This is a genomic window from Archangium lipolyticum (assembly GCF_024623785.1).
Classification (GTDB): Bacteria; Myxococcota; Myxococcia; order Myxococcales; family Myxococcaceae; genus Archangium; species Archangium lipolyticum.
On the sequence record NZ_JANKBZ010000014.1, the window covers coordinates 108,602 to 133,564 of the forward strand.

Sequence of the window (24,963 nt, forward strand, 5' to 3'; positions counted from 1 at the left end):
CATGAAGCACCACCACTGGAAACCCCGTGGGGTCTCCCTCCTGGAGTCCATGGTGACAGCGGTGGTGCTCATCCTGGGCATCGGCATGGTGGCTGGGACGGTGATCGCCGTCACCAAGCTCAACCGCCGCAACCTCGCCCAGGCGCAGGCGTACACCATCGCCGAGTGGTGGTTGGAGCGCGTCACACGCATCGGGTGTGACGCGGTGGCCAACCCGAACCAGCCTTGTGGGGCCATCGCGGCGTTGGATCACAAGGAAGAGACCGTCTACTGGAGCGCCAGCGGCGCGCCCACCTTGCAGGCCCCGGCGGCGGGAGACCCTGAAGTGCGCCGGCCGTACCGGGTGAGCATCGATGTGGATCCGCCGCTGGAGGGCAATGAGCAGGGCGACCCGGTCCTCAACCGCCAGGTGGCGGGAGTGACCCTGACGCGCACGGTCAACGTGCGCGTGACGGTCGGCTGGCAGGACGAGGGCAGCGGGGAGTCCTTCCAGGCGGTGGCCCTGCAGACGCGGGTGGGACCATGAAGCAACGGGTGGTTGGAAACGGAGGCTTCTCCCTCCTCGAGGTGATGGTGGCCAGCACCATCTCGCTGATCGTGCTCGCGGCGGCCCTGTGGAGCGCCGCGGAGCTGCAGCGGCGCGGCACGCTGGAGGAGTCGCTGATGAGCGCGCAGAACGCCATGCGCGCGGTGCGGGATCTGGTCGTGGTCGACCTGCAGCGGGCGGGCACCGGGGCGGGAAGCGCGCGCATGGTCTTCGGCAGCCGGCCAACGGGAAACGCCGACGTACGCTATGCCATCACCGTCAGCGCACGGGAGCCCTTCGACGGCAGCGGCCTGTTTCCCGAGGACACGTTGTTCGCGCTGCCCTCGGGCCCCTATGCCACGCGGGCCTCGGACGCCTTGCAGGTGTGGAGCTGGGACACCGAGGCGCAAGACGCGGCGGGCCAACCCATCCCCATGTTCCCGCTGGACACGTGCCCGACGCCGCCCCCCTCCCCTGCCCTGTACCGCAGTGGCGACACCCTGTGCATGCTCACCAACCCCACCGTGCTGGTGAACCGGCTGGTGATGGTGGTCAAGCCCGCCACGCGGACCTCCTGCATCATGCAGGTGCGGGCGGTCAATGAGGTGGCCAGCGCGCCCATCCCCTATTGGCAGGTGACGGTGACGCCGGGCCTGCCGGGCAATCCACCCCCCGCGGGAGATCTGTGCGCGACCCCCGCGGCGGCCCCGACGGTCGAGTACACCAACTTCTGGCAGCACGACACCGCGGGCGCCTTCGTCATGCCCGTGCGTGGAGTGTCGTTCCGCATCAACTGGAAGAGCGGCGGCCCGGTGCTCGAGCGCCACGAGCAGACCTCCGACATCACTCCTGGCCTGCCCGCCGCCCCCTGGGTGGCCCTGTCCCGGGATGTCGAGCAGCTCCGGGCCCGGCTGGGGGTGAAGGACAACCTCGCCGAGCTGGACGCGGATGTCGTCTGGTTCCCCGATGCGTCCGCCGCGCCCTCACGTCCGGCGATCGATTCCTGTGACGCGACCTGCAACGCGCTGGTGCCCATGCCCAACGGCGCGCTCTGGGTGCCCAGCACGGACGAGCCCACCGCGAGGGATGCGCTGATGCGCAGGTTGCGCATGGTGGAGCTCTCGGTGACCACTCGCACCTCGCGGGCGGATCCCGCGCTGGCCAGGAAGAGCGGCACCGACTTCGTCCTGGACGCGGACGGCAACCCCCAGGACGGCTACAAGCGGCGCACCGCCACGGTCGAGGTCATGCCGCGCAACTACTCCTACGCGGGGGTGATTCCATGAAGCGGACCCAGAGGGGAACGACCCTGATGGAGATCGCCGTGACGCTCGCGGTGATTGGAGTGATCACCTCGGTCGCCCTGGTGAACATGGACGACGTGCGGCTCAAGCAGAGCGAGCGCGATGGGCTCCGGGAGATCTCCATCCTGGCGATCCAGGCCCGCACCTCCGCCCGCAAGGGCCAGTACCCCGTGCGGCTGGCCGTGCACCCGCGCACGGACCGCCCGGGGCACATCATCCGCTGGGAGCAGCTGGGGTGCACGAACCCGACCGACAAGTGGGGCGTCGACTGCCCCTCCGCGGCCTGCCAGTCGAATGCCTGTGGTCAGGGGGGCTGCACCTGTGTCGCGGTGGGCGAGCCGATTCCCGTCCCCGACACGTTGGACATCTCCGCCCTGGACGGGCTGTGCTGGCTGGCCCGGAGCGCCCAGCCGCGCCAGCGCGGCACGGCGGGTCCACACCCCACGGACTGCGACAAGAACGCGGCACCGCCCCAGGGGCCCCTCCGCATCAAGGAGCGCGGTGGTGTGGTCCACCACCTGCTCCAGGTCGACGGGCTCACCGGGGCCATGCGGATGATCGACTGCACCGGGAGCACTCCGGACCCCGCGTGCACGGGGCCCTGAGCGCTACAGCCCGCGCCCGGCCTTGAGCATGGCCTCGCCCACGAAGGTGCGGATCTCCTCCACCTTCGCCTCCCAGCTCTCGTGGCGGATGCGCTCGGCCCGCTCACGGGTGGGGCCGGCGCCCTCCGCGAGGCACTCGTCGATCTTCCGCACGAAGTCCTGGGTGTCCTTGGCCAGCTTGCACAGGCCCACCTTGCGCACCTCGGGGATGTCCGAGGACACCACGGGCAGGCCCGCCGCCAGGTACTCGCGCACCTTGAGCGGGTTGGCGTTGAGCGTGAGCTCGTTCACCTTGAAGGGCATGAGCGCCACGTCGAAGGCGCGGCAGTAGCCGGGCAGCTCCGCGTACTGCTTGCGCCCGAGCAGGTGGATGTTGGGCTCGGACTTGAGCACCGACGGATCCACGTCCGGCGCCACCTTGCCGATGACCACCACCGAGCCCTCGGGGTGCGCCTTCGCCGCCGCGGCGATGGCCTCCAGATCCACCCAGTCCGCCACCAGCCCGAAGAAGCCGAGGATGGGGCGAGGCAGCTTCGCGATGTCCTCCGGAATCGGCGTGGAGGCATCACACGCCTTCACGAAGTGGTTGAAGTCCACGCCGTGGCGCACCAGCACCGTGTTCGGGTTGACGCGCGCCTTGTTCTCCCGCAGCCGCTCGGCCGAGGTGATGACCAGGTCCGCCCGGCGCATCAGCTTGTCCTCCAGCTCGGCGATGTGCCGGCCGTTGGTGTCGCTGAAGGCGGAGAACTCGTCCACGCAGTGGTAGACGACGAACTCCTCGCCCAGCCGCCCGGACACCGGCGCCGAGGCCGGCAGGAACGACCAGGAGATGGGCCGCTTGAAGTGCAGCGACCGCATGGCGCGCAGCACCTGCGCGCGCAGCAGCTCGCGGTTCGCGGTGCGCACCGCCTCCGAGCCGTAGAAGGGAATGGCCAGCGGGGCGAGCACGAAGAGGTTCGGCTCCACCTCGCGGATGCCCTCGGTGAACGAGGCCAGCTTCTTCCAGATGCGCTGCAGGTCGTGCGCGTTGGCCTTCGGCGCCCGGTTGCCGATGCTGTTCACCCAGAGGACACGGTTGTCCCGGGAGAGGATCCGCATGATGTGGACCTTGGACAGCGGGTCCCCATCCCAGTCGTTGGAGAACACCACCAGATCCCTGCCACGAAGGGCCCGGCGGGCCACCTCCAGTTCCTCACTGCGCCGCATGAGTCTCGCCTCCTCCCAGCATCGTGGGTTGCGCCAGAGCGCCGTACAGTTCGAACAGCACCGGACCCGCGTCCGGTGACACCACCTGCGCGGGCCCGTTCGCGAGCGCGCGATGCACCTGGTTCGCCAGGTCCACCGAGTTGTCCGCGCGGAAGGTGTAGGTCCCGTGTGGCCGCGCGCACACGTCGCTGGCCACGCATGGCACGCCGAGCGCGAGCGCCTCTCGCACGGAGATGGCGTCACCGTCGTGCGTGGTGGGACGGATGAAGGCATCGCAGCGGGAGATCAGCGCCAGCGCCCGCGAGTGCTCCAGCTCGCCCATGTCCTCGAGGTGCCGCTCGACTCGGCACTCGCGGGCGTCGCGGAGGAACTCCTCCGAGCGGGTGCCGGGCCCGAAGACGGCGAGCCCCACGCCGGGCAGCTCGTCCGCGAGCACCCTCAACGCGCGGAACATCAGCTGGCGGCCGTAGACGGGAGAGGGGTGGTGCGCCATGGCCAGCAGGGGCCGGCGGCGGCGCCGTGCCTCCCGGACCTCCAGGGGCTCCACCCCCGGCCGCACCTGCGAGCCGCAGAAGGCCGGGTACACCACGAGCTTCTCCTCGGGGATGCCGCAGCGCAGGAGCGCCTCGCGCACGGCCTCGGACACGGCCACCACGCGCGAGTAGCCGGCCAGGGCCACCCGCGCGAAGGCACGGCGCGAGACGGAGGCGGCCAGGTAGTCCGGCAGCAGCCCCGAGTGCAGCGTGATGACCCGCGGCGAGCGCGGCGCCCTCACGCCCGCGGTGGCCGCGAGCATCCAGGACTTCGGGTTGTTGCCGCTGGTGTGGACGTGCACCGTCCACCCGTCCCGGAGGAAGCCCGCGAGCCGTTTGCCGTACTGCGTGGGGGTGCGGACGGGGATGACGTCCGGAGCCGGCCGGCCGCCCTTCCCGATGTCCAGCACCACCGCCTCCACCCCGCGCTCGCGCAGGTACCCGTGGAGCTGTTGGACGTGGATCGCCACGCCACCGTGCGGTGGCGGATAGTCACCGACGAGGAGCACTCGCATGCCCTGATCCCTTCTGGACTACCGCGCGGCGGACGTCGCCGATGGAGGAACGGACGGGACAGCCTCGGGGCGCCGCACCGGCGGGCGCAGTCCCATCTCGCGCTCGTAGGCGGCGAGCGGATCCGCGTCCCTGCGGATCTCCCTGGCCGGGATGCCTCCCACCACCGCGCCGGGAGCCACGTCCCGCACCACCACGGCATTGGCGCCAATGACGGCGAAGTCCCCGATGTGGATGTTGCCGAGGATCTTGGCGCCCGCGCCAATGCGCACGTAGTCGCCGATGACGGGCAGATCCTTGAGCCCCGAGCGTCCGCCGATCGTCACCTGGTGGGAGATGAGGCAGTGACGGCCGATCCGGGCGTCCTTGTGGATGACGATGCCCATGCCGCCGTAGCCCAGCTGCGTGCCCTCGCCGATCTCCGCCTCGGCGGGGATGTACGAGCCATGCAGGAAGTGGATCGTCTTGCGCAGTACGGCCGGCAACACGGGGACGCCCCGCAGGTACAGCTTGCGAGCCATCCGATACAGCGTCATCGCATCAATGCCCATCACGCCACTCCTCCCCAGTTGAACGGAGCCCCAAGCTAGGTACCAGCCCCCCAGGGCGGGAGTCCCCCCAGACCCGCACCGTCCACCAGTGACAGCTCCGGGGATCAGCCGGCGCGACGAGCACGCAGGCTGGCGAGGACGCTCAGCGGCCGCACCCCCGTCGCGTACAGGACACCCACATACCCCGCGAGGAACAGCAGGCCGGCCAGCGCGAGCGGCAGGACCCGCCAGAGGAAGCCCTCGGGCAGACCGAGCCAGGCGTGCTCCGTCCCGGCGCGCAGCAGGAAGACGCCCACCCCGGCGGCCAGGGCCGCGAGGGACGCCTTGCCCAGCTCGCCCCAGGGGATGACGTCCCGGACACGCAGCGGGTGCTCCGGAGTGGACAGCGCCGCCGGCACGCGCACCAGCAGTGAGCACTTGCCCACCACCTCGGCCAATGCCCAGGACACGACACCGCCCATCATCCCGAAGTGACGCACGCCCAACCACACGAGCGGCACCGTCACCACCGCCTTCAGCAGGTACGAGATGAAGATGGCGCGCGTGTGCCCGCGCGCGCGCAGCACGCCATCCATGGGAAGGATGGCGAGCACCACGCCCAGCACGCTCACCCGGAAGATGGGGACGGCCGGGAGGAACTTCGCGCCGAAGAGCGCGCCGATGAACTCGGGAGCCGCCGCGAAGAGGAACGCGGCGAAGGGCAGGAAGACGAACGCCAGCTTGCCCGCCGCCTCCCGGAAGGCCAGCACGCCCTCCTCCGGACGCCCCTGCTTGTCCAGCTCGCCCAGGCGCACCATGAGCACCTCGCTGGTGGGCGTGTAGAGCAGATCCACCACGGGCAGCTGGAAGCACCCCACGCGGTAGAGGGCATAGAGGGCCGGAGTCACCGCGCCCGCGACCATATAGAGGTGGGCGTTCTGCTGGGGAATGGCGAGCGCCATGGCCGCGCCGAAGGGCGCCGCGTACACGAGCTGCTCGCGCCACAGCTTCGCGCGCACCAGGGGCCCCGAGGCCCCGCGCGGCACCACCACCCAGGTGGCCACGTAGCGGAGGAAGGCGAAGCCCGCCACCGCCATCATCATCCCGTACAGGCCCGCGCCCAGCAGGCACGGCACCACCATGACGGCCGCGCGCACGGCGTCGGACACCAGGTACACGAGCGCCGACTGCTTCGTGCGGCCCTGGCTGGTGAGGGAGATCTCCAGCGGGAAGGAGCCGATCAGGAAGGCGGTATAGGCCGCGAGCGTCCCCCGGTACGGGAGCAGCCCCGGGTTGCCGAACCTGTCCGCCACGAACCCGAGCAGCCCCCACACCAGCGCCGCGCCCACCAGCCCCGCGCCGGACGTGAAGAGCAGCGCCTGGCCCAACCAGGGCCGCTTCTCCTCGGTGCGAGGCACGAAGTAGTAGAGGCTCTGCACCACCCCGAAGGGCAGCACGTAGTAGAGCGTCGTGGCGATGAGGAAGAGCTGGTAGTAGGTGCCGTAGTCCTCGAGGCTCAGCACCCGCGCCAGGACGAGGGGAATGGACAAGGTGAGCCCGGCGGTGAACAGCCGGGCCAGCACCAACGGTCCCGCCTTCCCCAGGAAGGAGGAGGCGGGAGCGGACTTCTCGTTCACCAGGACACCTCCCCCAGCGGGCCAGCAGCCACGAGCGGATTGCCCAGGGCCTTGGCCTGCTGCGGGCGCCGGCCCGGCACGGGATCCCTCAGACCCAGCACGCCGAAGCAGTCATCCAGCTGGCACACGGTGAGGCTGCGCGAGTACCCGGTCAGGCCCACGCTGAAGTTCTCCCAGAGCACCTTGCGCTTGAGGGTGAACGGGTCGCCGCCGATCAGGTTGGACATGTCCTCGGTGGTGACGGCCGAGCGGAAGCCATTGCGCTTGAGCACGCCGATGACCTCGTCCGAGTACCACCCGTTGCAGTAGGCGAAGTCGCGCACGGTGATGCCGGCCTCGCGCTCGATGAGGGCCTTGGACTCGCGCACCTCGCGCTCCACCACCTCGAGCGGCTCGTGCGTGAGCACCACGTGGCCCAGGGTGTGCGCGCCGAACTCGAAGCCGTCCTTCGCCATGCGCCGCACCTCGTCCCAGTCCATCAGGTCCCCCTGCTCCGGGAGCAGCGGGGAGCCGGGCGCGAGCCGCGCCTCCAGCGCCTGGATGGTCTCCACGAGCGTGGCGGAGGGATACTGGCCGATGAAGTCGTCGAGCGCCGCGGACAGCCGCTTGCGGCCGGTGAGCACCGTCTCCACCAGCTCCGCGGCGGGCGCGGGCATCACGTCGAACAACACCTGCTTCTGCTGGGACTGCAGCAGCCGCAGCAGGTGGAAGAGCCGGTCGTGGTTGAAGCGCTGTGAAGTGCCGATGAGCTCCGCCGGCAGGTAGGTGATGGCCGGCACGCCCATCTCCTTGAGGACGGGGTAGCCGTACCGGTACACGTCGCGGTAGCCGTCATCGAAGGTGACGACGCACAGGTCCTTGCGCGCCGTGCGCCTGCCGGCCATCACGTCCAGCGCATCGCCAAGGGAGGCGAACTCGTAGTCGGCCTCGGCGAGCCCCTCCAGGTGCCTGCGGAACGTCTCCTGGGAGATGAGCAGCCCCGGGATGGAGCGCTGGAGCTCCCCGGAGAAGTCGTCCACCACCCGGTGATAGCTGACGATGAGGATACGGCGCCCGCCCGACTGGTGCCGTCTCCAGGCCGCCATGGCCTTGCGCAGCCCGGTGTGGTGGAACACACCCGCCGCCGCTGTTTTCATCGCCCGCCGCACCATTCCCCGCATGTCCATCGCTGCTTCCTCCCAGATGACGCCGCCGCCCATTCTCCGCGCCAGGAGTCTGCATACGCGATGCCAGCCGCACGGCGTGGACCTGCCTGGAAGATCGAGCCTCTGTTGACGGTAACTCCGTTCCCAATCACTACGTGCACGGGCACGGTCCGGTGCAAGCCGGGTGTCAGCGGGTGAAAGATCTTCCGTTTCGCGGAGGACAAGAGTCCCATTCACGCCCTCCCCGAGCCTCCACAAGCCCCGTGAGGGCCGCTGGTGTGGCCCACGAATTGAAAAAGGTTCCTCGGACCTCTCGCGTGGATCGCACCGGGAGAGCCCAGGCCGTGCCGTGGATTTTCCCTCCCCGGGCCACGGCTCGACCCTCCGCGTCGGAGCCCTCCGGGCGAGCCTCGGGCGGCCATGACCCCGCCCGGGGGTTCGGGCCTCGTCCTGGGGCCTCGTCTCCAGGCTCCTGACCAGGCTGCCGGGCCTGCTTTCGCTGGAGTGCGGGGGAGTTTCCAGTTACGAACGGTCCCGCCGATGGAAGCTCCCCCTGTAGCGCCTCCCGCGTTGGCCCTCCACGATGTCAGCAAGCGATATGGACGTCGCTGGGCTCTCGCGCGCCTCAGCTACACCCTTCCCCAGGGCCGCTCCCTGCTGCTCACGGGGCACAATGGCTCCGGAAAGACGACGCTGTTGCGGCTGGTGGCCACGGCGCTCTCCCCCACCCACGGCCGCGTGGAGGTGAGGGGCAAGGACTCCGTGCAGGAGCGGGAGACGGTGCGCCGCGAGGTGGCGCTCCTGTCACACGCGAGCTTCCTCTACGAGGACCTCACCGCCCACCAGAACCTGGTGGTGCTGGCGCGGCTGCTCGGCATGGACGGGCCCTCGGACGTGGCCGGCGAGCTGCTCACGAAGGTGGGGCTGACGAAGCGCTCGGACAGTCCGGTGCGCCAGTTCTCCGCGGGCATGCGCAAGCGCCTGGCCATCGCCCGGCTGCTGATGAAGTCCCCTGCCCTCGCGCTGTTGGACGAGCCCTTTGGCGAGCTGGATCCCTCGGGCATCCAGGACATGGAGAAGATCATCGGAGAGCTGAAGGACTCGGGTGTCACCGTGGTACTGGCCACGCACCTCATCGAGCAGGGCCTGGCCCTGTGCGAGGAGCGCCTGCACCTGCAGGAAGGCCGGGCGGTGGCGGCATGAAGCGCGTGCGTCCCATCTCCCTGCTGAAGACGGTGGGGGTGTTGCTGGCCAAGGATCTGCTGATCGAATGGCGCACCCGCGCGCGGCTCAACGCGCTCGTCTTCTTCGCGCTGGCCACGCTGCTGCTCTTCTCCTTCGCGGTGGGCCCGGACAGCAAGGTGCTGGCGCGCAACGCGGGCGGCTACCTGTGGCTGGCGCTGCTGTTCGCCAGCGTGCTCGCGCTGGGCGAGTCCTTCCGGGTGGAGCAGGAGAACCTCACCCTGGACGGGCTGCGGCTGGCCCCGGCGGACGCGCGCGCCATCTTCCTGTCCAAGGCCATGGGCAACGCGCTGCTGCTCATCGCCCTGGGCGCCCTGCTGATTCCGGTGATGGTGGCCCTCTACGGGGTGCAGGTGTCGATGGGGGTGGGAGCTTTCTTCACCACCCTGGTGCTCGGCTGCATGGCCATCAGCGCGCCGGGCACGGTGTATTCGGCCATCGCGAGCAATGCGCGGGCAAGAGATGTGCTGCTCCCGCTGTTGCTGTTCCCGCTCATCATTCCAGCGCTGCTCGCCGCCGCGAAGGCGACATCGCTCGTGTTGCAAGGTGACCCGATGAATCAGCTGGGCTCATGGTTTGGGCTGCTCTTCGGGTTCAATCTGATTTATTGGGGGTTGGGATTCGTCCTGTTCCCCCGGGTCATCGAGGATTGAGGTCATGAGCGGTGTCATGAACACGGTGCTGCAGACGGGCTCGGCGGCGGCGGCGCTGACGACGGTCGGTCTGGGAGTATGGCTGGGCCGCAAGTGGGCGCCTCCGGGCTCGCGCTTCAACGCGCGTCCGGTGCTGATCGGCATGACGGCGGCCACGCTGCTGCTGCTGGCGGTGGGCACGTACCTGGGACTGGTGTGGACGCCAGAGGACCGGGAGATGGGCCACGTCTACCGCATCATCTACGTCCACGTGCCAGCCATGTGGATGGCGATGCTGGCGCTGGTACTGAACTTCGGCCTGTGCGTGGCCTACCTCTTCAAGTCGAGCTGGAAGACGGACGCGCTGGCGGAGGCCTCCGGTGAGGTGGGCCTGCTCTTCGGCAGCTACGGACTGGTGCTGGGCGCCATCTGGGGCAAGCCGACGTGGGGCACGTACTGGGACTGGGATCCGCGGCTCACCGCCATGGCCATCATGCTGGTGACGTACGTGGCCTACATGGCGCTGCGCCGCTTCGTGGAGGACCCCGAGAAGCGGGCGGTGTGGAGCTCGGTGGTGGGCATCATCTCGTTCGTGAACCTGCCCATCGTGTGGTTCTCGGTGAAGTGGTGGCGCAGCCTGCACCAGGTGCAGTCGACGCCGAAGACGGTGGACCCGGACATGGTCTTGTCGCTGCGCGTCAATGCCTGGGCCTCGCTGATGATCCTCACCCTCTTCCTGCTGCACCGCTACCGGGTCGCCCTCGCCACGCGCGAGGCGGAGGTGGCGCTGCCCGAGGCGCTCCCCACGGACGCGCCGGCCCCGCGGAACGACCGCGCTTCGGAGGTTGCCTGACATGAGCACGGCACTGCACACGTACACGCTGCTCGCCCAGGTGGGCATGGGCCGCATCCAGGGTGGTTGGGAGTACATCTGGTCCGCCTACGGCATCGCCTGGGCGTCGCTTTCGCTGTATGCCCTGTCCCTCTGGCTGCGCCGGCCCGGCAAGGCCGCCAACGACGCGAAGGAGTGAGCCATGACTCAGCAGAACCGCAACCGCCTCATCGCCGTGGTGGCCCTGCTGGTGGCCGGAGCGGGCCTCGCCCTGGTGGCCTTCGGCAACATCGGTGAGAACCTCGTCTACTACTGGAGGCCCTCGGAGATGCTGGCCCAGGGCGAGAAGGCCTACGGCCCCACCATCCGCCTGGGTGGCCAGGTGAAGCCGGGCAGCATCCAGTGGAACGAGCAGCACACCACCTTGAACTTCGAGGTGATGGACAGCGAGCAGCCCGACGCGGCCCACGTGATGGTGCGCACCACGGAGGTGCCGCCGCAGATGTTCCGCGAGCGCATCGGCGTGGTGGTGGAGGGCACCTTCGACAAGTCGCGGGTGTTCCAGGGCAGCCGACTCATGGTGAACCACTCCAACGAGTACCGCGCGCCGAAGACGGATGACGACGTGAAGAAGATGTTCGAGGAGATGCAGAAGCAGGAAGCCACCACGGCGGCTGTGAGGAACCCGTGAACGGAACGCTCGGATACGGGCTGGTGCTCGGCGGGCTCGCGTTCGCGAGCTTCGGAGCGCTGGTCGGCCTGGTGGGCGGGCTGCGCCGCGACGACGCGGCGTTCCCCTGGGTGATGCGGTGCGTGTACGGCTTCTTCGCCTGCATGCTCGGCGCCAACGTGGTGATGGAGTGGGCGCTGCTCACCAACGACTTCAGCGTGAAGTACGTGGCGCAGGTGGGCAGCCTGGCCACGCCCACGGTCTTCAAGATCGTCTCGCTGTGGAGCGCGCTCGAGGGCTCCATCCTCTTCTGGGGCCTCATCATGGGCAGCTACGTGCTGGCCTTCGCGCTGGTGCACCGGCGCGAGCACGCGCGTTACATGTCCCTGGCGCTGGGCACGATGCTGGCGGTGGGCGTGTTCTTCACCTTCCTCATCGCCGGACCGGCCAACCCGTTCCACGCGATGTCGCCGGTGCCGTCGGACGGGCCGGGCCCCAACGCGCTGCTGCAGAACCACTACCTGATGGTCATCCACCCGCCCATGTTGTACCTGGGCTACGTGGGTATGACGGTGCCCTTCGGCATCGCCGTGGCCGCGCTGCTGCGCGGGGAGATGGGCGATGCGTGGATGGCGCCCCTGCGCCGCTGGACGCTGGTGGCGTGGCTGTTCCTGTCCGTGGGCATCATCCTCGGCTCGTGGTGGGCGTACGCGGTGCTGGGCTGGGGCGGCTACTGGGCGTGGGATCCGGTGGAGAACGCGTCCTTCCTGCCGTGGTTGACGTCCACCGCGTTCATGCACTCCACGCTGGTGCACGAGCGCAAGAAGATGCTGAAGCTGTGGACGCTGAGCCTGGTGTTGAGCAGCTTCGTGCTGACCATCCTGGGCACGTTCATGACGCGAAGCGGCATCTTCAACTCGGTGCACAGCTTCACGCAGTCGGACATCGGCCCGACGTTCCTGGTGTTCATCGCGGTGCTGCTGTTCGTGTCCATCGCGCTGCTGGCCACGCGCGGGCACCTGCTGGTGGCCGAGAGCGAGCTCAAGTCGCTGATGTCGCGCGAGGCGACGATCCTGGTGAACAACCTGGTGTTCGTGGCCATCACCTTCACGGTGCTGCTGGGCACGCTCTACCCGCTCATCTCCGAGGCGGTTCGCGGGGTGCGGGTGAGCGTGGGCGAGCCGTACTTCAACAAGATGGCGGTGCCCGGCGGCATCATGGTGCTGTTCCTGATGGGCGTGGGCCCGATGCTGCCGTGGGGCAGCGCGGATCCGAAGACGGTGCGCGATCGCTTCTGGATTCCGGCGGCGGTGGGCGTGGCGGTGGTGGGCGCGTGCCTGCTGGGAGGCCTGAGGGGCTTCTACCCGCTGCTGACCTTCGGACTGGCGGGCTTCGTGACGGTCATCACCCTGCGTGAGCTGGCGCTGCCGGTGAAGGTGCGCATGAGCGAGCGCAAAGAGGGCTTCGTCACGGCGCTGGTGGGCAGCGCGACGAAGGCGCGGCGGCGCTTCGGCGGCTACATCGTGCACCTGGGGATCGTGATGATCCTCGTGGCGGTGGGAGCGTCGCAGGCGTACGTGACGCACACCTCGGGCACGGTGCGCGTGGGCCAGACGATGAAGGTGGGCGAGTACCAGGTGAAGTACCTGGGACTGACGAGTGGGCAGGAGCCGCACCGCACGTTCGTGGCCACGCGGGTCGAGGTGACGGCGCCGGACGGATCGGTGAACGAGCTGGCGCCGCGGATGAACTACTACGAGCGCATGACGGATCCGGTGGGAACGCCGGCGGTGCGCACGACGGCGAAGGAAGACCTGTACCTGTCGCTGATGGCGTTCTCCGAGGAGCGGGGCACGGCGAGCTTCAACGCGTGGGTGTTCCCGCTGGTGGGGTGGATCTGGTGGAGCATCCCGGTGCTGGTGCTGGGGACGCTGATCGCGCTGTGGCCGTCGAGGAAGGCGCGGGCGGTGGCCGGGACGGAGACACCGGCGGCGGGAGCCTCGCCCGAGTCTGGCGGTGAGATGAACCGGGGTGCGGCATGAACTGGCGCGTCACGCTGAGCTTCGTCGTCCTGTGCCTGGGGCTGCTGCTGGTGCTCAACAAGGGCTTCGGGAGGGATCCGCACGAGGTGCCCTTCATGCTGAAGGGCAAACCGGCGCCGGCGTTCGGGCTGAGGTCGCTGAACGACGGGCAGCTGGTGAAGCTGGAGCAGTTCAAGGGCCGGCCGGTGGTGATCAACTTCTGGGCGTCGTGGTGCGGGCCCTGCAAGATGGAGCACCCGGTGCTCGAGTGGGGGGCGAGGGAGTTCAGCGGCCAGGCGGTGTTCCTGGGAGTCATCTTCGAGGACACCGAGGACAACGCGAGACAGTTCCTGTCGCAGATGGGGGCGAGCTTCCCGCAGCTGATGGATCCACGCTCGCAGATGGCGGTGGACTACGGGGTGGCGGGAGTACCGGAGACGTACTTCATCGACGCGCAGGGGACGATCCGGGGCAAGCACGTGGGACCGATCGACCCCCAATCGTTGGCGAACTGGATCCGGGAGCTCTCGACGAGCGCCCCCACGGCGAGACAATAAACACACCAACCCCTCTCCCTCCGGGAGAGGGACGGGGTGAGGGTATCCCGCCCCCCGGGTTGACCCCGCGAAAAACCCCCTCTCCCTCTGGGAGAGGGCTGGGGTGAGGGTCATCACCGAAATCCAGTACACTCCGCGCGGGAACAACCGGGAGCACCGAGGGCCCGGGAGCAGGAGGCCGTAACCCATGCGGTGCAAGGAGTGCGGAGAGCGAGCGCAGGATCCCACCCTGCGATACTGCGAGAACTGTGGGGCGAAGATGCCCACGCCGCCGCCCGGGAGCATCCGCCGGACATCCACCGGAACCACGGCGGTGCAGACGACGGGGCGCTCGAGGAGCACGTCGACGGCGAGGGCCGTCCAAGCCCGAGACGAAGCCGAGGACACGAACCCAGGCCCGCGCCGGGTACGCGTGGACGACGCGGACGAGCACACGGATCCAGGGAGACCCGCGGCCCCCCCATACGACGGGCCGCTCTGGCTGGCGCACGTCCCGGGACACTCGCCGAGCGTGCTGGGAGTGGGCCTGCTGGGGATAGCACTGGTGCTCGGCATCCTGCCCTTCTTCGCGAGCGTGGGAGCGCTCAGCGCATTGGCGGTCGTCGCGGGAGGGTGGCTGGTCACAGCGCGGGAGATGCGTGCGGCGGGCGCGAGGCACGGGCTGGTGGACTGGGTACCGGACTCGCTGCTGCACCCGGCGGTGCCGGCGGTGTACACGGTGCTGACGGTGGGGCTGGCGATCCGGATGCTGGGCATCGGCCTGACGCCGCTGCTGTGGCTGGGGGGAGCGGGGCTGATCGGCTACGACCAGTACCGCAAGGTGTACGCGGGAGAGAGCGGGTGGAGCCGCCTCTTCGAGCCGCGCCAGCTGGTGCGCGGCACGTCGGGGTTGGCGCTCGGGGGCGTGGTGCTGTGCCTGGTGTCGCTGTTCCTCACCTGGACGCCGGGGAGGAGCTACTCGGGGCCGGTGCCGACGCCCCAGGGACCTCCGGGGCTGCAGGTGGTGGACGCGCCGCGCCCGTCGGACGACGTCGTCTACAGCCTCCTGGCCGAGGCCTACGACAAGGGCTGGGACAAGCCGCTGGCGGAGATGGTGGAGTTGCTGCTCCTGGCGGTGCTGGCGCTGCTGGCGCTGCGCCCGGAGGTGGCCCGGCCGGGCTGGCTGCGCTTCGCCCCCCTCGCGGTGGTGGTGATCGGCCTGGTCTGGACGCTCGCGTGCGGCGCACTGCTGGCGGGGCCCCTGCTGTTCATCGGAGGGCTGGCCGCGGTGGGCTTCGCCGGGGTGTACCAGGCCTTCACGCGCGAGGCGTGACGCCGGGAGCGAGCCCGGCGCCCGCCACCGAGCCGCTAGTGGCCCTCGGGCTTCGACTTCCCGCAGGTCTTGTCGCAGGACTGGGTGCTGGACTGGAGCTTCTCCGCGCAGCGGTTCACACAGGTCCGGGTCTTCTCCTTCTCGGCATCCGTGGTCCCCGACTTCGGACAGGTCTCGACACACGCGTTCATGGCCGAGTTGGCCTTCATCAGGCACTGGCCCCTGCACTCATCCGGAGTCTGCTTGCCAGCCGCCGCGGCCGGCAGCGCCAGCAGCACTCCACCGACGAGCATCGCACCCCACCACGAGGTCTTCCTCACTCGATTCATGGCTCGCACATCCTCCTGATGAAACGTTTGCCGCGAGGATAGGAGGGCACGCCCCCCTCAGGGAAGCGAACCGGCGGGAGAGGCCCTCGAGGAGCCACTCCCGCGCGGGTGAAGCGCTACTGCCCGCCCGTGGGAGCCTCGGTGTTGATCGCGTCGAACCGCACCGCGGAGCAGAAACCAACGGGCTGACATGGAGCGGCTCGGGGTAGAGTGACGCCCATGGCCTCCATCCAGTTCCTCGGCGCGGCGGGCACCGTCACCGGCTCCAAGTTCCTCCTCGAGCACCAGGGCAAGAGGGTCCTCGTCGACTGCGGTCTCTTCCAGGGGCGCAAGGAGCTGCGCCAGCGCAACTGGCACGCCCTGCCCGTCCCCGCCCGGAGCCTCGACGCCATCGTCCTCACGCACGCCCACATCGATCACACGGGCGGCCTGCCCCGCGTGGTGCGTGACGGCTTCCACGGGCCCGTCTACTGCACCTCGGGCACGAGGGACCTGTCCGCGCTGCTCCTCCCGGACTCGGCGCACCTCCAGGAGGAAGAGGCCCGCTACGCCAACAAGGAGGGCTACTCGAAGCACCGCCCCGCCCTCCCCCTCTACTCGGTGGAGGACGCGCAGCGCGCGCTGAAGCTCTTCGAGACCTTCGGCTACGAGCGCACCCGGGAGATCCTCCCCGGCATCACCCTCACCTTCTACCGGGCGGGCCACATCCTGGGCTCGGCGGTGTGCGTGTTCCACCTGGAGCGCACCAACCAGCGCGTGGTGTTCAGCGGCGATCTGGGCCGCTACCACGCACCCATCCTGAGGGATCCTCAGACGGTCCGCTCGGCCACCACGCTCCTGGTGGAGAGCACCTACGGCGACCGCGAGCACGCGGAGACGCGCCCCGTGGACGCGCTGTGCGAGGCCGTGAACGCGGCCGTCGAGCGCAAGGGCATGGTCGTCATCCCCGCCTTCTCCATCGGGCGCACGCAGGAGCTGCTCTACCACCTGGGCAACCTGGAGCGGGCGCGGCGCATCCCGGAGCTGGATGTGTTCGTGGACTCGCCCATGGCGTGCGACGCCACGCCCATCTACCTGGCGCACGCGGAGGAGCATGATCTGGACATGTCCGCCATCGTGGAGCGTGGTGGGTCTCCGCTGGCCACGAAGCGCACGCGCTTCATCACCTCGCCGAAGGAGAGCCAGCGGATCAACCAGTTCGAGGGCCCGGGCATCATCATCTCCGCCTCGGGCATGGCCACCGGGGGCCGCATCCTCCACCACCTGAAGCACCGGCTGCCGGATCCGCGCAACACGGTGCTCTTCGTGGGCTACCAGTCCGAGGGCTCGCGCGGCCGGCGCATGCTGGACGGCGAGAAGGAGATCAAGATCCACGGGCAGATGGTGCGGGTGGAGGCGGAGCTCCGCACGGTGAGCGGCTTCTCCGCGCACGCGGACTGGACGGAGATGCTGCGCTGGATGGACGGCTTCGAGGCCCCGCCGCGCCAGACACTGCTCGTCCACGGCGAGCCCTCGGCCCTTCAGGCGCTGAAGGGCCGCGTCGAGGCGCGCGGCTGGCCGGCCTACGTGCCCGGGTACATGGAGAAGGTCGAGCTGGCGGAGTAAGACCTTCTCCCCGCCCTCTCACTCGCCCCGGACGTAGGTGCGGGTCGTCCCGCCCTGCTCGGCGATGGTGAGGGCCGGCTTGCCATTGGGGTCCGTGGTCGGGTTCACGGTCCACGTCAGGACGCCGATGTTCGGAGTGAAGTCCGCGTTCGACGAGGGGCTGCAGAAGTTCTCGCGGCGGCCGATCTTGAACTCCGGCGTCACCGTCACCTGGCCATTGGCGCCCCACTGCACGCGCCCTGAGTGGTAGGTGTAGAGCCGCAGGTAGCACGACGTCTTGAAGTTGATGCGGGTGCGGTACAGGCTGGAGAACTCGTAGCGGCCGTTGGGCAGGAAGCGCACGTAGTAGCCGTCGAGGTCATCGGGTGCGCTGATGATCCACGAGCGCGCCTTGCTGTCGTAGTACCCGCCCCTCCGGATGAGGCCACTGTAGAAGGCGCCCTCCACCGGGCCGCCCTGCGTGCCCTTCCCTGTGTTCGGAGCGGGGGCCGCGGCCTCGGGCTGCCGCGCGGGCTCGGACGGCTGGCCTCCCAGCTTCAGCTCCAGGTTGACGCTCGCGGGCGGAGACACCTGGGCGTAGGCGCCATTCTGCGTCTGGGCGCCCACCAGATCCGCCGCGTCGATCTCCTTGTTTCCGTTCAGATCCTTCCAGGCGATGACCTGGTAGCTCCCCGGGGCCACGTTCTGGATGGAGAAGGACCCCGAGCGGCCGCTCTCCGCCACCTGGGCCGAGTAGGTCGGATCGCCGCAGCCGCCGCCGGCCGGGACGCAGGCGATGACGAGCGTGCCCTTCACGTCCTGGCCCTTGGGAGCCGTCACCTTGCCAGACAAGGAGGACCCGCCGCCGGACCCGCCGCCCGTGAGCAGCCCACCGCCCCCGTGGACCTTCATCTGGATGTTGATGTTCCTGGCGGGCGCGGTGACCATCGCCATCTCCTGCCCGCCCTGCTTCTGGCTCGAATAGAAGCCGAGCAGGTCTCCCGCGTCGATCTCCCCGTTCTTGTTGAGATCCTTCCAGGCCATCACGAACCGGCGCTCCGACGGCACATTCAGAAGCTCGAACGTGTGCTGCTGACCGTGCTCGACGTCGAAGAGGAGCCCGACGGCGGTCTCCTGGACACACTCGGCCTTGGGGCTCATCTTGCACGCCACCACCATGGCGCCGTTGATGTCGTGGCCCGGAGGAGCGCTCACCGTTCCCGAGATGTTGCCCGCCGCCAGGGCCGAGGAAGTGGACAGCGCCACACAGGTGGCGAGCAACGGAACCGCCCGGCGAATGGAATCGATCATGCGATGCACTCTCCAAGCGGCTCCGGCCGGGCGTCAATAGCCGTTCCAGACGCCCGGGATGAGGATGGGGACGGGCCCGTCCCCCACCCTCACTCCTCTTCGCCGTCGCCCAGCAGCTGCGCGAGGCCGGTGCCGGTGCCGGTGGCACCGGAGGCGAGGCGGCGGACGCTGGAGAGGTGGTGCAGGAGGAGGCCGCGGTTGTCGCCCACGGAGAGGTTCTGCATCTCCAGGGCGCCGATGCGGTCCTCCGGGGTGAAGGCGCTGGCCACCTTCTCCATGGAGAGCTTGCTCGGGTCGTAGGCCATGTGCTCGGCCTGGGTGTCGAGCAGGGTGTAGTCATCGCCGCGGCGCAGCTCGAGGGTGACGCTGCCGGTGATGCTGGGGGCCACCCACCGGGTGAGCGAGTCCTTGAGGAGCATGGCCTCGGGATCGAACCACTTGCCCTCGTAGAGGAAGCGGCCGAGGCGGCGGCCGAGGGAGAAGTAGAGGTCGGTGGTGGCCTCGTTGTGGATGGCGGACAGCAGGCGCTCGTAGACGATGTGGAGCAGCGCCATGCCCGGGGCCTCGTAGATGCCGCGGCTCTTGGCGTCGATGACGCGGTTCTCGAGCTGGTCGCTCATGCCCAGGCCGTGCCGGCCGCCGATGCGGTTGCACTCGAGGAAGAGCTCGAAGAGGGACGGGAAGCGCTTGCCGTTGAGGGAGACGGGCAGGCCCTGGGCGAACTCCACGGTGACGCGCTCGGGGCGGACGTCCACCTCGGGGCGCCAGTGGGCCACGCCCATGATGGGCTCCACGATGTTCATGCCCTTGTCCAGGTGCTCGAGATCCTTGGCCTCGTGCGTGGCGCCGAGCACGTTGGCGTCGGTGGAGTAGGCCTTCTCGGTGCCCATCTTGTAGGACAGGCCGATGGAGACCAGGTACTCGCTCATCTCCTTGCGGCCGCCGAAGGCGTTGACGAACTCCTGATCCAACCAGGGCTTGTAGATGCGCAGCTCCGGGTCGACGAGGATGCCGTAGCGGTAGAAGCGCTGGATGTCGTTGCCCTTGTGGGTGCTGCCGTCGCCGAAGACGTGCACGTCGTCCTCGCGCATGGCGCGGACGATGGCGGTGGTGGTGACGGCGCGGCCCAGGGGCGTGGTGTTGAAGTACTTCTTGCCGCCCACGGACAGGTGGAAGGCGCCGCACTGGATGGCGACGAGGCCCTCGCGCACCATGGCCTCACGGCAGTCCACGAGCTTCGCCTGTCTGGCCCCGTGCTGCATGGCGACGGGAGGGATGTCGGCGGGGTTCTTCTCATCGGGCTGGGCGAGGTCGGCCGTGTAGGCGTACACGTCGAGTCCCTTACGGGACATCCACGCGACGGCGGCGCGAGTGTCGAGACCACCCGAGAAGGCGAGACCAATCCGGGTACCAGCAGGGGGAAGCGAACGGTAGATGCGGCTCATGGCGCGGTGCGTGCTAGCACGGAAACGCGCGCGCGTCCTGCCCCACGTGCAGGCGCGTCACGGCTACGCTGCCGCTCCCATGAAGGCCTGGATGACCGCCATCTTCCTCTGCCTGGTGCCCGTACAGGGGTTTGCGGCATCCCCAGCGGCGATGGAGCCCCTACCCGTTCTCGTGCTGGGCATGCCTCCCCTGCCTGGAGACGAGTCGATCCGAGCCCGCCTCAAGGCCTGCATCCTCCTGGGAGACCTCACCTGTGTCGTCGACCAGTACCTCCTGCTCAAGAATATCGGACAAGTACCGGGCTGGCTCGTCTCGTTCCAGAACGCCTTCGCCGCCGCCAGCCGCAAGGCGGGCGAGTGCGAGCGTGTCGCGAAGACGATCCACGAGGGATTGACCCGGCTCGGTCAGCGCCCGGAGTACCTGCGATTCAGCGTCGAAGGGAACGTGCAACTGTTGGGTTTCAATGAGGTCTCAAATGGAGTCGTCGTCAGGACTCATCAGCTCGCGACAATAGGAAATCACTGGGCCGTCAAGCTGGGAGACAAGGTCATCGACGCCTATACCGGTCTGGCCGGTCTACCACTCTCTGAGTACGTGACTCGTCTCACCACTGCGTCCACCAGTCGGGTGGTCTATGAGGTAGTACCTGCGTTATGAGCGAGAAGAAAATCGCCAAGGTGGAGCCTCTCCCCGAGGAATGGCGCGGGCGCAGAGTCTGGCTCATGGATGCGCTGCTCCATGCCCGGAAGCAACTCCTCATGAAGCGAGGTCTTTGGATGGTGACAGGAGGAGACACGGTTGACTCACTCCACTCGTTCACCATCGGCTGGGCATCCAACACACAATTCAACGGCGAGGATGATCTGGAGTGGCAGGACTTCCTGGACTGGCTGCGCGACGTGAAGCACGAGGCGCCACCAGAGGGGTGGCACGTGAAGTACCTTCGGGACTGCGACGGAGATCACGAGCGCGCGGCCCTGAAGTTCCTCGACTTCGCCGCGGAGTTCGTCGCGCTCCGGCGCAAGTCCCCATCTTCCTGATCATCACGTATTCTGCTCGCGGATCGCTGCCGCACTACTGATGACGGGTATTCCGTCTCCTGCGGCACGAGCCCCTCAACTCGGACGCGCATCCCCCACCCGCTTCGGCTAGTCTCCGCGCGGCGCAACACCCCCGAGGAGACACATGTCCCGTACCATTCGTGCCCCCCGCGGAACGGCCCTGTCCTGCAAGGGCTGGGTCCAGGAAGCCGCCCTCCGGATGCTGATGAACAACCTGGATCCCGACGTGGCCGAGCGCCCCGAGGATCTGGTCGTCTACGGCGGCATCGGCAAGGCCGCCCGTGACTGGGGCTCTTTCGATCGCATCGTCGACGGCCTGCGCCGTCTCACCGACGAGGAGACCCTCCTCGTCCAGTCCGGCAAGCCCGTGGGCATTCTCCGCACCCACCCGGATGCCCCCCGCGTCCTCATCGCCAACTCCAACCTCGTGGGGAACTGGGCCAACTGGGACCACTTCTTCGAGCTCGAGAAGAAGGGCCTCATGATGTACGGCCAGATGACGGCCGGCTCGTGGATCTACATCGGCACCCAGGGCATCCTCCAGGGCACCTACGAGACCTTCGCCCAGGCCGGCCGCGTCCACTTCGGCTCCGATGACCTCTCCGGCCGGCTCGTCCTCTCCGGCGGTCTCGGCGGCATGGGCGGCGCCCAGCCCCTGGCGGCCACCATGAACAACGCCGTCTTCCTCGGCGTGGAGATCGATCCGCACCGCGCCCGCCGCCGCGTCGAGACGCGCTACCTGGACGTCGTCGCCAAGGATATCGACGAGGCCATCGCGCTCGCCAAGGAGGCCCAGCAGAAGCGCGTGGGCCGCTCCATCGGCGTCATTGGCAACGCGGCCCAGGTCTACCGTGAGCTGTACCGGCGCGGTCTCAAGCCGGACCTCGTCACGGACCAGACGAGCGCGCATGATCCGCTCAACGGCTACATCCCCGCGGACCTGTCCCTGGAGGCCGCGGCCGAGCTGCGCCAGCGCGATCCCAAGGGCTACGTCGAGAAGGCTCGTCAGTCGATGTCCATGCAGGTGGAGGCGATGCTCGACTTCGCCCGCGCCGGCAGCCACGTCTTCGACTACGGCAACAACATCCGCGCCCAGGCGCAGCTCGCCGGTCTGGAGAACGCCTTCGACTTCCCCGGCTTCGTCCCGGCCTACATCCGCCCCATGTTCTGCGAGGGCCTCGGGCCCTTCCGCTGGGTGGCGCTCTCGGGTGACCCCGAGGACATCCGCCGCACGGATCAGGCGGTGCTCGAGCTCTTCCCCCAGAAGCAGTCGCTGCACCGGTGGATCAAGATGGCCCAGGATCGCGTGGCCTTCCAGGGTCTGCCGGCGCGCATCTGCTGGCTGGGCTACGGCGAGCGCGCCAAGGCCGGCCTGCGCTTCAACGAGATGGTGCGCAAGGGCGAGGTGAAGGCCCCCATCGTCATCGGGCGCGATCACCTGGACTGCGGCTCCGTGGCCTCGCCCAACCGCGAGACGGAGTCCATGAAGGACGGCACGGACGCCGTGGCCGACTGGCCCATCCTCAACGCCCTGGTGAACGCGGTGAATGGCGCCTCCTGGGTGTCCTTCCACCACGGCGGCGGCGTGGGCATGGGCTACTCGCTGCACGCCGGCCAGGTCATCGTCGCCGACGGCACGCCCGAGGCCGCCCGCCGTATCGAGCGCGTGCTCACCTCGGATCCCGCCATGGGCGTGCTGCGTCACGCCGACGCGGGCTACCCCGAGGCCGTCGACGTTGCCCGCAGCCGTGGCGTGCGCATCCCCGGCATCACCGAGTGAGTCATGGAAACCCTGGAGCTGCTGGTCCGCAACACGTCCGAGGTGCTCACCGTGGAGGGCTCGCACACCGAGCCCGCCGAGCAGGCCCTCACGCCCCGTCCCAACGCCTGTGTCGGCGTGCGCCGGGGCAAGGTGTGGTACGTGGGCCCCGAGGGCGCCCTGCCGCCGGGCGCCGTGGGCCCCTCCACCCGCGTCATCGACGCGCACGGGCAATTCGTCGGCCCCGGCTTCGTGGATCCCCACACCCACGCCGTCTTCGCCGGTGAGCGCGCGGCGGAGTTCGACCTGCGCACCCAGGGTGCCACCTACCTGCAGATCGCCCAGGCCGGCGGTGGCATCGTCAGCACCGTGCGCGCCACGCGCTTCGCCAACGAGGAGGATCTCATCCGGCTCGCCCTGCCCCGGCTGCAGATGATGCTGGAGTACGGCATCACCACCGCCGAGGTGAAGAGCGGCTACGGCCTCAACCTTCAGGACGAGCTGAAGATCCTCCGGGTGGTACAGCGGCTGTCGGCGCTCCAGCCCGTGGAGCTGGTGCCCACGCTGCTGTGCGCACACGCGGTGCCGGAGGAGTACCGCGAGTGGCGCGAGGCCTACATGGACCTGTGCATCCGGGAGATCATCCCCGCGGTGGCCGAGCAGGGCCTGGCGCGCTTCTGCGACGTCTTCGCCGAGCAGAGCGCCTTCACCCTGGCCGAGGCGCGCCGGATCCTCGTGGCCGCCCAGAAGCTGGGAATGAAGCCGCGGTTGCACGCCGACCAGCTCACCTCCAACGGGGGCGCCGAGCTGGCGGCCGAGCTCGGCGCGGCCACCGCCGACCACCTGGAGCACGTGAGCGACGCGGGCATCCGCGCCATGGCCGAGGCGGGTGTCACCGCCGTCCTCGTGCCCACCTCCACCCTCTTCCTGCGTGTGCGGCCCTATGCCCCCGGCCGCAAGCTGCGCGACGCGGGCGTCAACGTGGCGCTCGGCACCAACCTCAACCCCGGCTCCGCCATGAGCGAGAACCTCCCCCTCTCCATGGGGCTCGCCTGCCTGGAGAACGGGCTGACCGCCGCCGAAGCCTACTGGGCCGCTACCCGAGGGGCCGCCCTCGCACTTGGTTTGAACACATACGGCCGGATTACCGTGGGCGATCCGGCAAACATTGTCGTTTTTTCGTGCTCAAACTACCGCCACCTTCCCTATCACCTGGGAATCAATCACGCACGGATTGTCATTAAAGATGGCCATGTGGTGGTAGAAAGCGAGCGGGCCCTCTGTCCGTGATGTCAGTCGGACAGCAGGCGCACTCCGGGACTTCCCGTCGGGGCCGGCCGTTATAATCAAAAAAGCAAGACCATGTGCCGTCTCTTCGGCTTTCGTTCGTCCATCCCCGCCGCCGTCCATCCCTCGCTCGTCACGGAGAAGAACTCCCTTCTTCGTCAGTCCAAGGAGCACAAGGATGGTTGGGGCATCGCATCCTATGAAGCAGGCGAGCGCCCGCTCGTCGCGCACGGACTCGGCCCCGCGTACTGCGACCCCGACTTCGAGCGGGTGAGCAGCCGGGTGTCCGCTCGCACGGTGGTGGCCCACCTGCGGCTGGCCTCCGTGGGCGCGGTGGAGAAGCGCAACGCCCACCCGTTCTCCCTCGGCCGCTGGTGTTTCGTGCACAACGGCACGGTGAAGAACTTCGCCCGGCACAAGGCCGAGGTGGAGGCGCTCATCCGTCCGGACCTCCGCGCACACATCCAGGGTGCGACGGACTCGGAGCGCTGCTTCTACCTCTTCCTCACCCAGCTGGCGGAGCAGCAGACGCTCGAGGGCCAGGCGTGTGTGGAGAAGGTCGCCTGCGCGCTGGCGCGGACCATGGAGCTGGTGTCGTCCATCACGGACGTGCCGGGGCAGGACCGCTCGTCGATGAACTTCCTCGTGACGAACGGGGACGTGATGGTGGCGACGCGGCGCAACCGGACGCTCTTCCTGTCGGACACGGCGCCCGAGACGGGCAAGCGCCCCCACCGCGGGCTGTCCGGTCCTCCGAAGCCGGGAACGCAGCTCGAGCAGTTCGTGCTCGCCAGCGAGCAGCTCTCGGGCGAGGACCACTGGCACCCCATCGACGAGGAGGACATCGTCGGCGTGGACAGCCGCCTCGTCCTGCACCGGTGGAAGGTGCAGGACCTCTGCACGAAGCCCTGATCCAGGCCC

25 protein-coding genes are annotated in these 24,963 nt (G+C 68.9%); 17 read left to right on the forward strand and 8 right to left on the reverse strand.

Going from position 1 to position 24,963, the window contains the following annotated elements; all coding sequences use genetic code 11:
• The first annotated feature begins 1 nt into the window (after nucleotide 1).
• The 3 genes from NR810_RS27830 to NR810_RS27840 are packed head-to-tail and all read left to right on the forward strand — an operon-like array spanning nucleotide 2 to nucleotide 2,435.
• On the forward strand, nucleotides 2-526 hold the full coding sequence (locus NR810_RS27830; RefSeq protein ID WP_257457018.1) for a type IV pilus modification PilV family protein: 525 nt from the start codon (nucleotides 2-4) through the stop codon (nucleotides 524-526).
• Nucleotides 523-1,812 (forward strand): PilW family protein, encoded by a 1,290-nt coding sequence (locus tag NR810_RS27835; protein WP_257457019.1) that lies wholly within the window; start codon nucleotides 523-525, stop codon nucleotides 1,810-1,812. Before NR810_RS27830 ends, NR810_RS27835 begins: the two co-directional genes overlap by 4 nt.
• Complete coding sequence (locus tag NR810_RS27840) at nucleotides 1,809-2,435, forward strand: pilus assembly FimT family protein (RefSeq protein ID WP_257457022.1); 627 nt, start codon at nucleotides 1,809-1,811, stop codon at nucleotides 2,433-2,435. The genes NR810_RS27835 and NR810_RS27840 overlap by 4 nt, the downstream gene beginning before the upstream one ends.
• A gap of 3 nt (nucleotides 2,436-2,438) precedes the next feature.
• On the opposite strand, the gene NR810_RS27845 is transcribed toward NR810_RS27840, so the two are convergent.
• The 5 genes from NR810_RS27845 to NR810_RS27865 all read right to left on the reverse strand — a co-directional run bounded on the left by NR810_RS27845 (nucleotide 2,439) and on the right by NR810_RS27865 (nucleotide 7,939).
• Nucleotides 2,439-3,641, reverse strand: a complete 1,203-nt coding sequence (locus NR810_RS27845; protein ID WP_257457024.1) for a glycosyltransferase — start codon at nucleotides 3,639-3,641, stop codon at nucleotides 2,439-2,441.
• On the reverse strand, nucleotides 3,628-4,689 hold the full coding sequence (locus NR810_RS27850) for a glycosyltransferase family 4 protein (RefSeq protein ID WP_257457026.1): 1,062 nt from the start codon (nucleotides 4,687-4,689) through the stop codon (nucleotides 3,628-3,630). The genes NR810_RS27845 and NR810_RS27850 overlap by 14 nt, the downstream gene beginning before the upstream one ends.
• Nucleotides 4,690-4,707: 18 nt before the next feature.
• Entirely contained in the window at nucleotides 4,708-5,238 is a 531-nt protein-coding gene (locus NR810_RS27855; protein ID WP_257457345.1) for a serine O-acetyltransferase, read from the reverse strand.
• Between the two features lie 104 nt (nucleotides 5,239-5,342).
• Complete coding sequence (locus NR810_RS27860; protein ID WP_257457027.1) at nucleotides 5,343-6,854, reverse strand: lipopolysaccharide biosynthesis protein; 1,512 nt, start codon at nucleotides 6,852-6,854, stop codon at nucleotides 5,343-5,345.
• The gene (locus tag NR810_RS27865) at nucleotides 6,851-7,939 is read right to left on the reverse strand and encodes a polysaccharide deacetylase family protein (protein ID WP_257457349.1); all 1,089 of its coding nucleotides are present in this window, start codon (nucleotides 7,937-7,939) and stop codon (nucleotides 6,851-6,853) included. Before NR810_RS27865 ends, NR810_RS27860 begins: the two co-directional genes overlap by 4 nt.
• Nucleotides 7,940-8,539: 600 nt before the next feature.
• Between NR810_RS27865 and ccmA the strand changes: the two genes are divergently transcribed.
• The 8 genes from ccmA to NR810_RS27905 all read left to right on the forward strand — a co-directional run bounded on the left by ccmA (nucleotide 8,540) and on the right by NR810_RS27905 (nucleotide 15,265).
• Entirely contained in the window at nucleotides 8,540-9,202 is a 663-nt protein-coding gene (gene ccmA, locus NR810_RS27870; RefSeq protein WP_257457029.1) for a heme ABC exporter ATP-binding protein CcmA, read from the forward strand.
• A complete protein-coding gene (locus NR810_RS27875; RefSeq protein ID WP_257457031.1) occupies nucleotides 9,199-9,894 on the forward strand; it encodes a heme exporter protein CcmB in 696 nt (231 codons plus the stop codon). Before ccmA ends, NR810_RS27875 begins: the two co-directional genes overlap by 4 nt.
• A gap of 142 nt (nucleotides 9,895-10,036) precedes the next feature.
• Complete coding sequence (gene ccsA / locus NR810_RS27880; RefSeq protein ID WP_257457352.1) at nucleotides 10,037-10,726, forward strand: cytochrome c biogenesis protein CcsA; 690 nt, start codon at nucleotides 10,037-10,039, stop codon at nucleotides 10,724-10,726.
• Nucleotide 10,727: 1 nt separating this feature from the next.
• The gene (locus NR810_RS27885; RefSeq protein ID WP_257457033.1) at nucleotides 10,728-10,904 is read left to right on the forward strand and encodes a hypothetical protein; all 177 of its coding nucleotides are present in this window, start codon (nucleotides 10,728-10,730) and stop codon (nucleotides 10,902-10,904) included.
• A 3-nt stretch (nucleotides 10,905-10,907) separates the two neighbouring features.
• Complete coding sequence (locus tag NR810_RS27890; protein ID WP_257457035.1) at nucleotides 10,908-11,396, forward strand: cytochrome c maturation protein CcmE; 489 nt, start codon at nucleotides 10,908-10,910, stop codon at nucleotides 11,394-11,396.
• Nucleotides 11,393-13,417 carry a heme lyase CcmF/NrfE family subunit gene (locus NR810_RS27895; protein ID WP_257457036.1) on the forward strand — a complete coding sequence of 675 codons (2,025 nt, stop codon included), beginning with the start codon at nucleotides 11,393-11,395 and terminating at the stop codon, nucleotides 13,415-13,417. The genes NR810_RS27890 and NR810_RS27895 overlap by 4 nt, the downstream gene beginning before the upstream one ends.
• Complete coding sequence (locus NR810_RS27900; RefSeq protein ID WP_257457038.1) at nucleotides 13,414-13,953, forward strand: TlpA family protein disulfide reductase; 540 nt, start codon at nucleotides 13,414-13,416, stop codon at nucleotides 13,951-13,953. The genes NR810_RS27895 and NR810_RS27900 overlap by 4 nt, the downstream gene beginning before the upstream one ends.
• Nucleotides 13,954-14,140: 187 nt before the next feature.
• Nucleotides 14,141-15,265, forward strand: a complete 1,125-nt coding sequence (locus NR810_RS27905) for a zinc ribbon domain-containing protein (RefSeq protein ID WP_257457040.1) — start codon at nucleotides 14,141-14,143, stop codon at nucleotides 15,263-15,265.
• Nucleotides 15,266-15,300: 35 nt separating this feature from the next.
• Here the strand turns inward: NR810_RS27905 and NR810_RS27910 are convergent, their stop codons facing one another.
• Complete coding sequence (locus tag NR810_RS27910; RefSeq protein ID WP_257457042.1) at nucleotides 15,301-15,594, reverse strand: hypothetical protein; 294 nt, start codon at nucleotides 15,592-15,594, stop codon at nucleotides 15,301-15,303.
• Between the two features lie 219 nt (nucleotides 15,595-15,813).
• On the opposite strand from NR810_RS27910, the gene NR810_RS27915 reads away from it, so the two are divergent.
• Nucleotides 15,814-17,199, forward strand: coding sequence for an MBL fold metallo-hydrolase (locus tag NR810_RS27915; RefSeq protein WP_257457044.1), 1,386 nt, complete (start codon nucleotides 15,814-15,816; stop codon nucleotides 17,197-17,199).
• A gap of 18 nt (nucleotides 17,200-17,217) precedes the next feature.
• Here the strand turns inward: NR810_RS27915 and NR810_RS27920 are convergent, their stop codons facing one another.
• Together NR810_RS27920 and argG are read right to left on the reverse strand one after the other, a co-directional pair.
• Nucleotides 17,218-18,489 carry a hypothetical protein gene (locus tag NR810_RS27920; protein ID WP_257457045.1) on the reverse strand — a complete coding sequence of 424 codons (1,272 nt, stop codon included), beginning with the start codon at nucleotides 18,487-18,489 and terminating at the stop codon, nucleotides 17,218-17,220.
• A gap of 89 nt (nucleotides 18,490-18,578) precedes the next feature.
• Nucleotides 18,579-19,934 (reverse strand): argininosuccinate synthase, encoded by a 1,356-nt coding sequence (gene argG / locus NR810_RS27925; RefSeq protein WP_257457047.1) that lies wholly within the window; start codon nucleotides 19,932-19,934, stop codon nucleotides 18,579-18,581.
• Between the two features lie 91 nt (nucleotides 19,935-20,025).
• On the opposite strand from argG, the gene NR810_RS27930 reads away from it, so the two are divergent.
• The 5 genes from NR810_RS27930 (at nucleotide 20,026) to NR810_RS27950 (ending at nucleotide 24,954) form a co-directional block, all read left to right on the forward strand.
• A complete protein-coding gene (locus NR810_RS27930; protein WP_257457048.1) occupies nucleotides 20,026-20,592 on the forward strand; it encodes a hypothetical protein in 567 nt (188 codons plus the stop codon).
• Entirely contained in the window at nucleotides 20,589-20,975 is a 387-nt protein-coding gene (locus tag NR810_RS27935) for a hypothetical protein (RefSeq protein WP_257457050.1), read from the forward strand. Before NR810_RS27930 ends, NR810_RS27935 begins: the two co-directional genes overlap by 4 nt.
• A 145-nt stretch (nucleotides 20,976-21,120) precedes the next feature.
• On the forward strand, nucleotides 21,121-22,776 hold the full coding sequence (gene hutU / locus NR810_RS27940; RefSeq protein ID WP_257457051.1) for a urocanate hydratase: 1,656 nt from the start codon (nucleotides 21,121-21,123) through the stop codon (nucleotides 22,774-22,776).
• 3 nt (nucleotides 22,777-22,779) lie between these two features.
• Entirely contained in the window at nucleotides 22,780-24,045 is a 1,266-nt protein-coding gene (hutI, locus tag NR810_RS27945; RefSeq protein WP_257457054.1) for an imidazolonepropionase, read from the forward strand.
• A 72-nt stretch (nucleotides 24,046-24,117) separates the two neighbouring features.
• Nucleotides 24,118-24,954, forward strand: a complete 837-nt coding sequence (locus NR810_RS27950; protein WP_257457056.1) for a class II glutamine amidotransferase — start codon at nucleotides 24,118-24,120, stop codon at nucleotides 24,952-24,954.
• The last annotated feature ends 9 nt before the right edge of the window (nucleotides 24,955-24,963 follow it).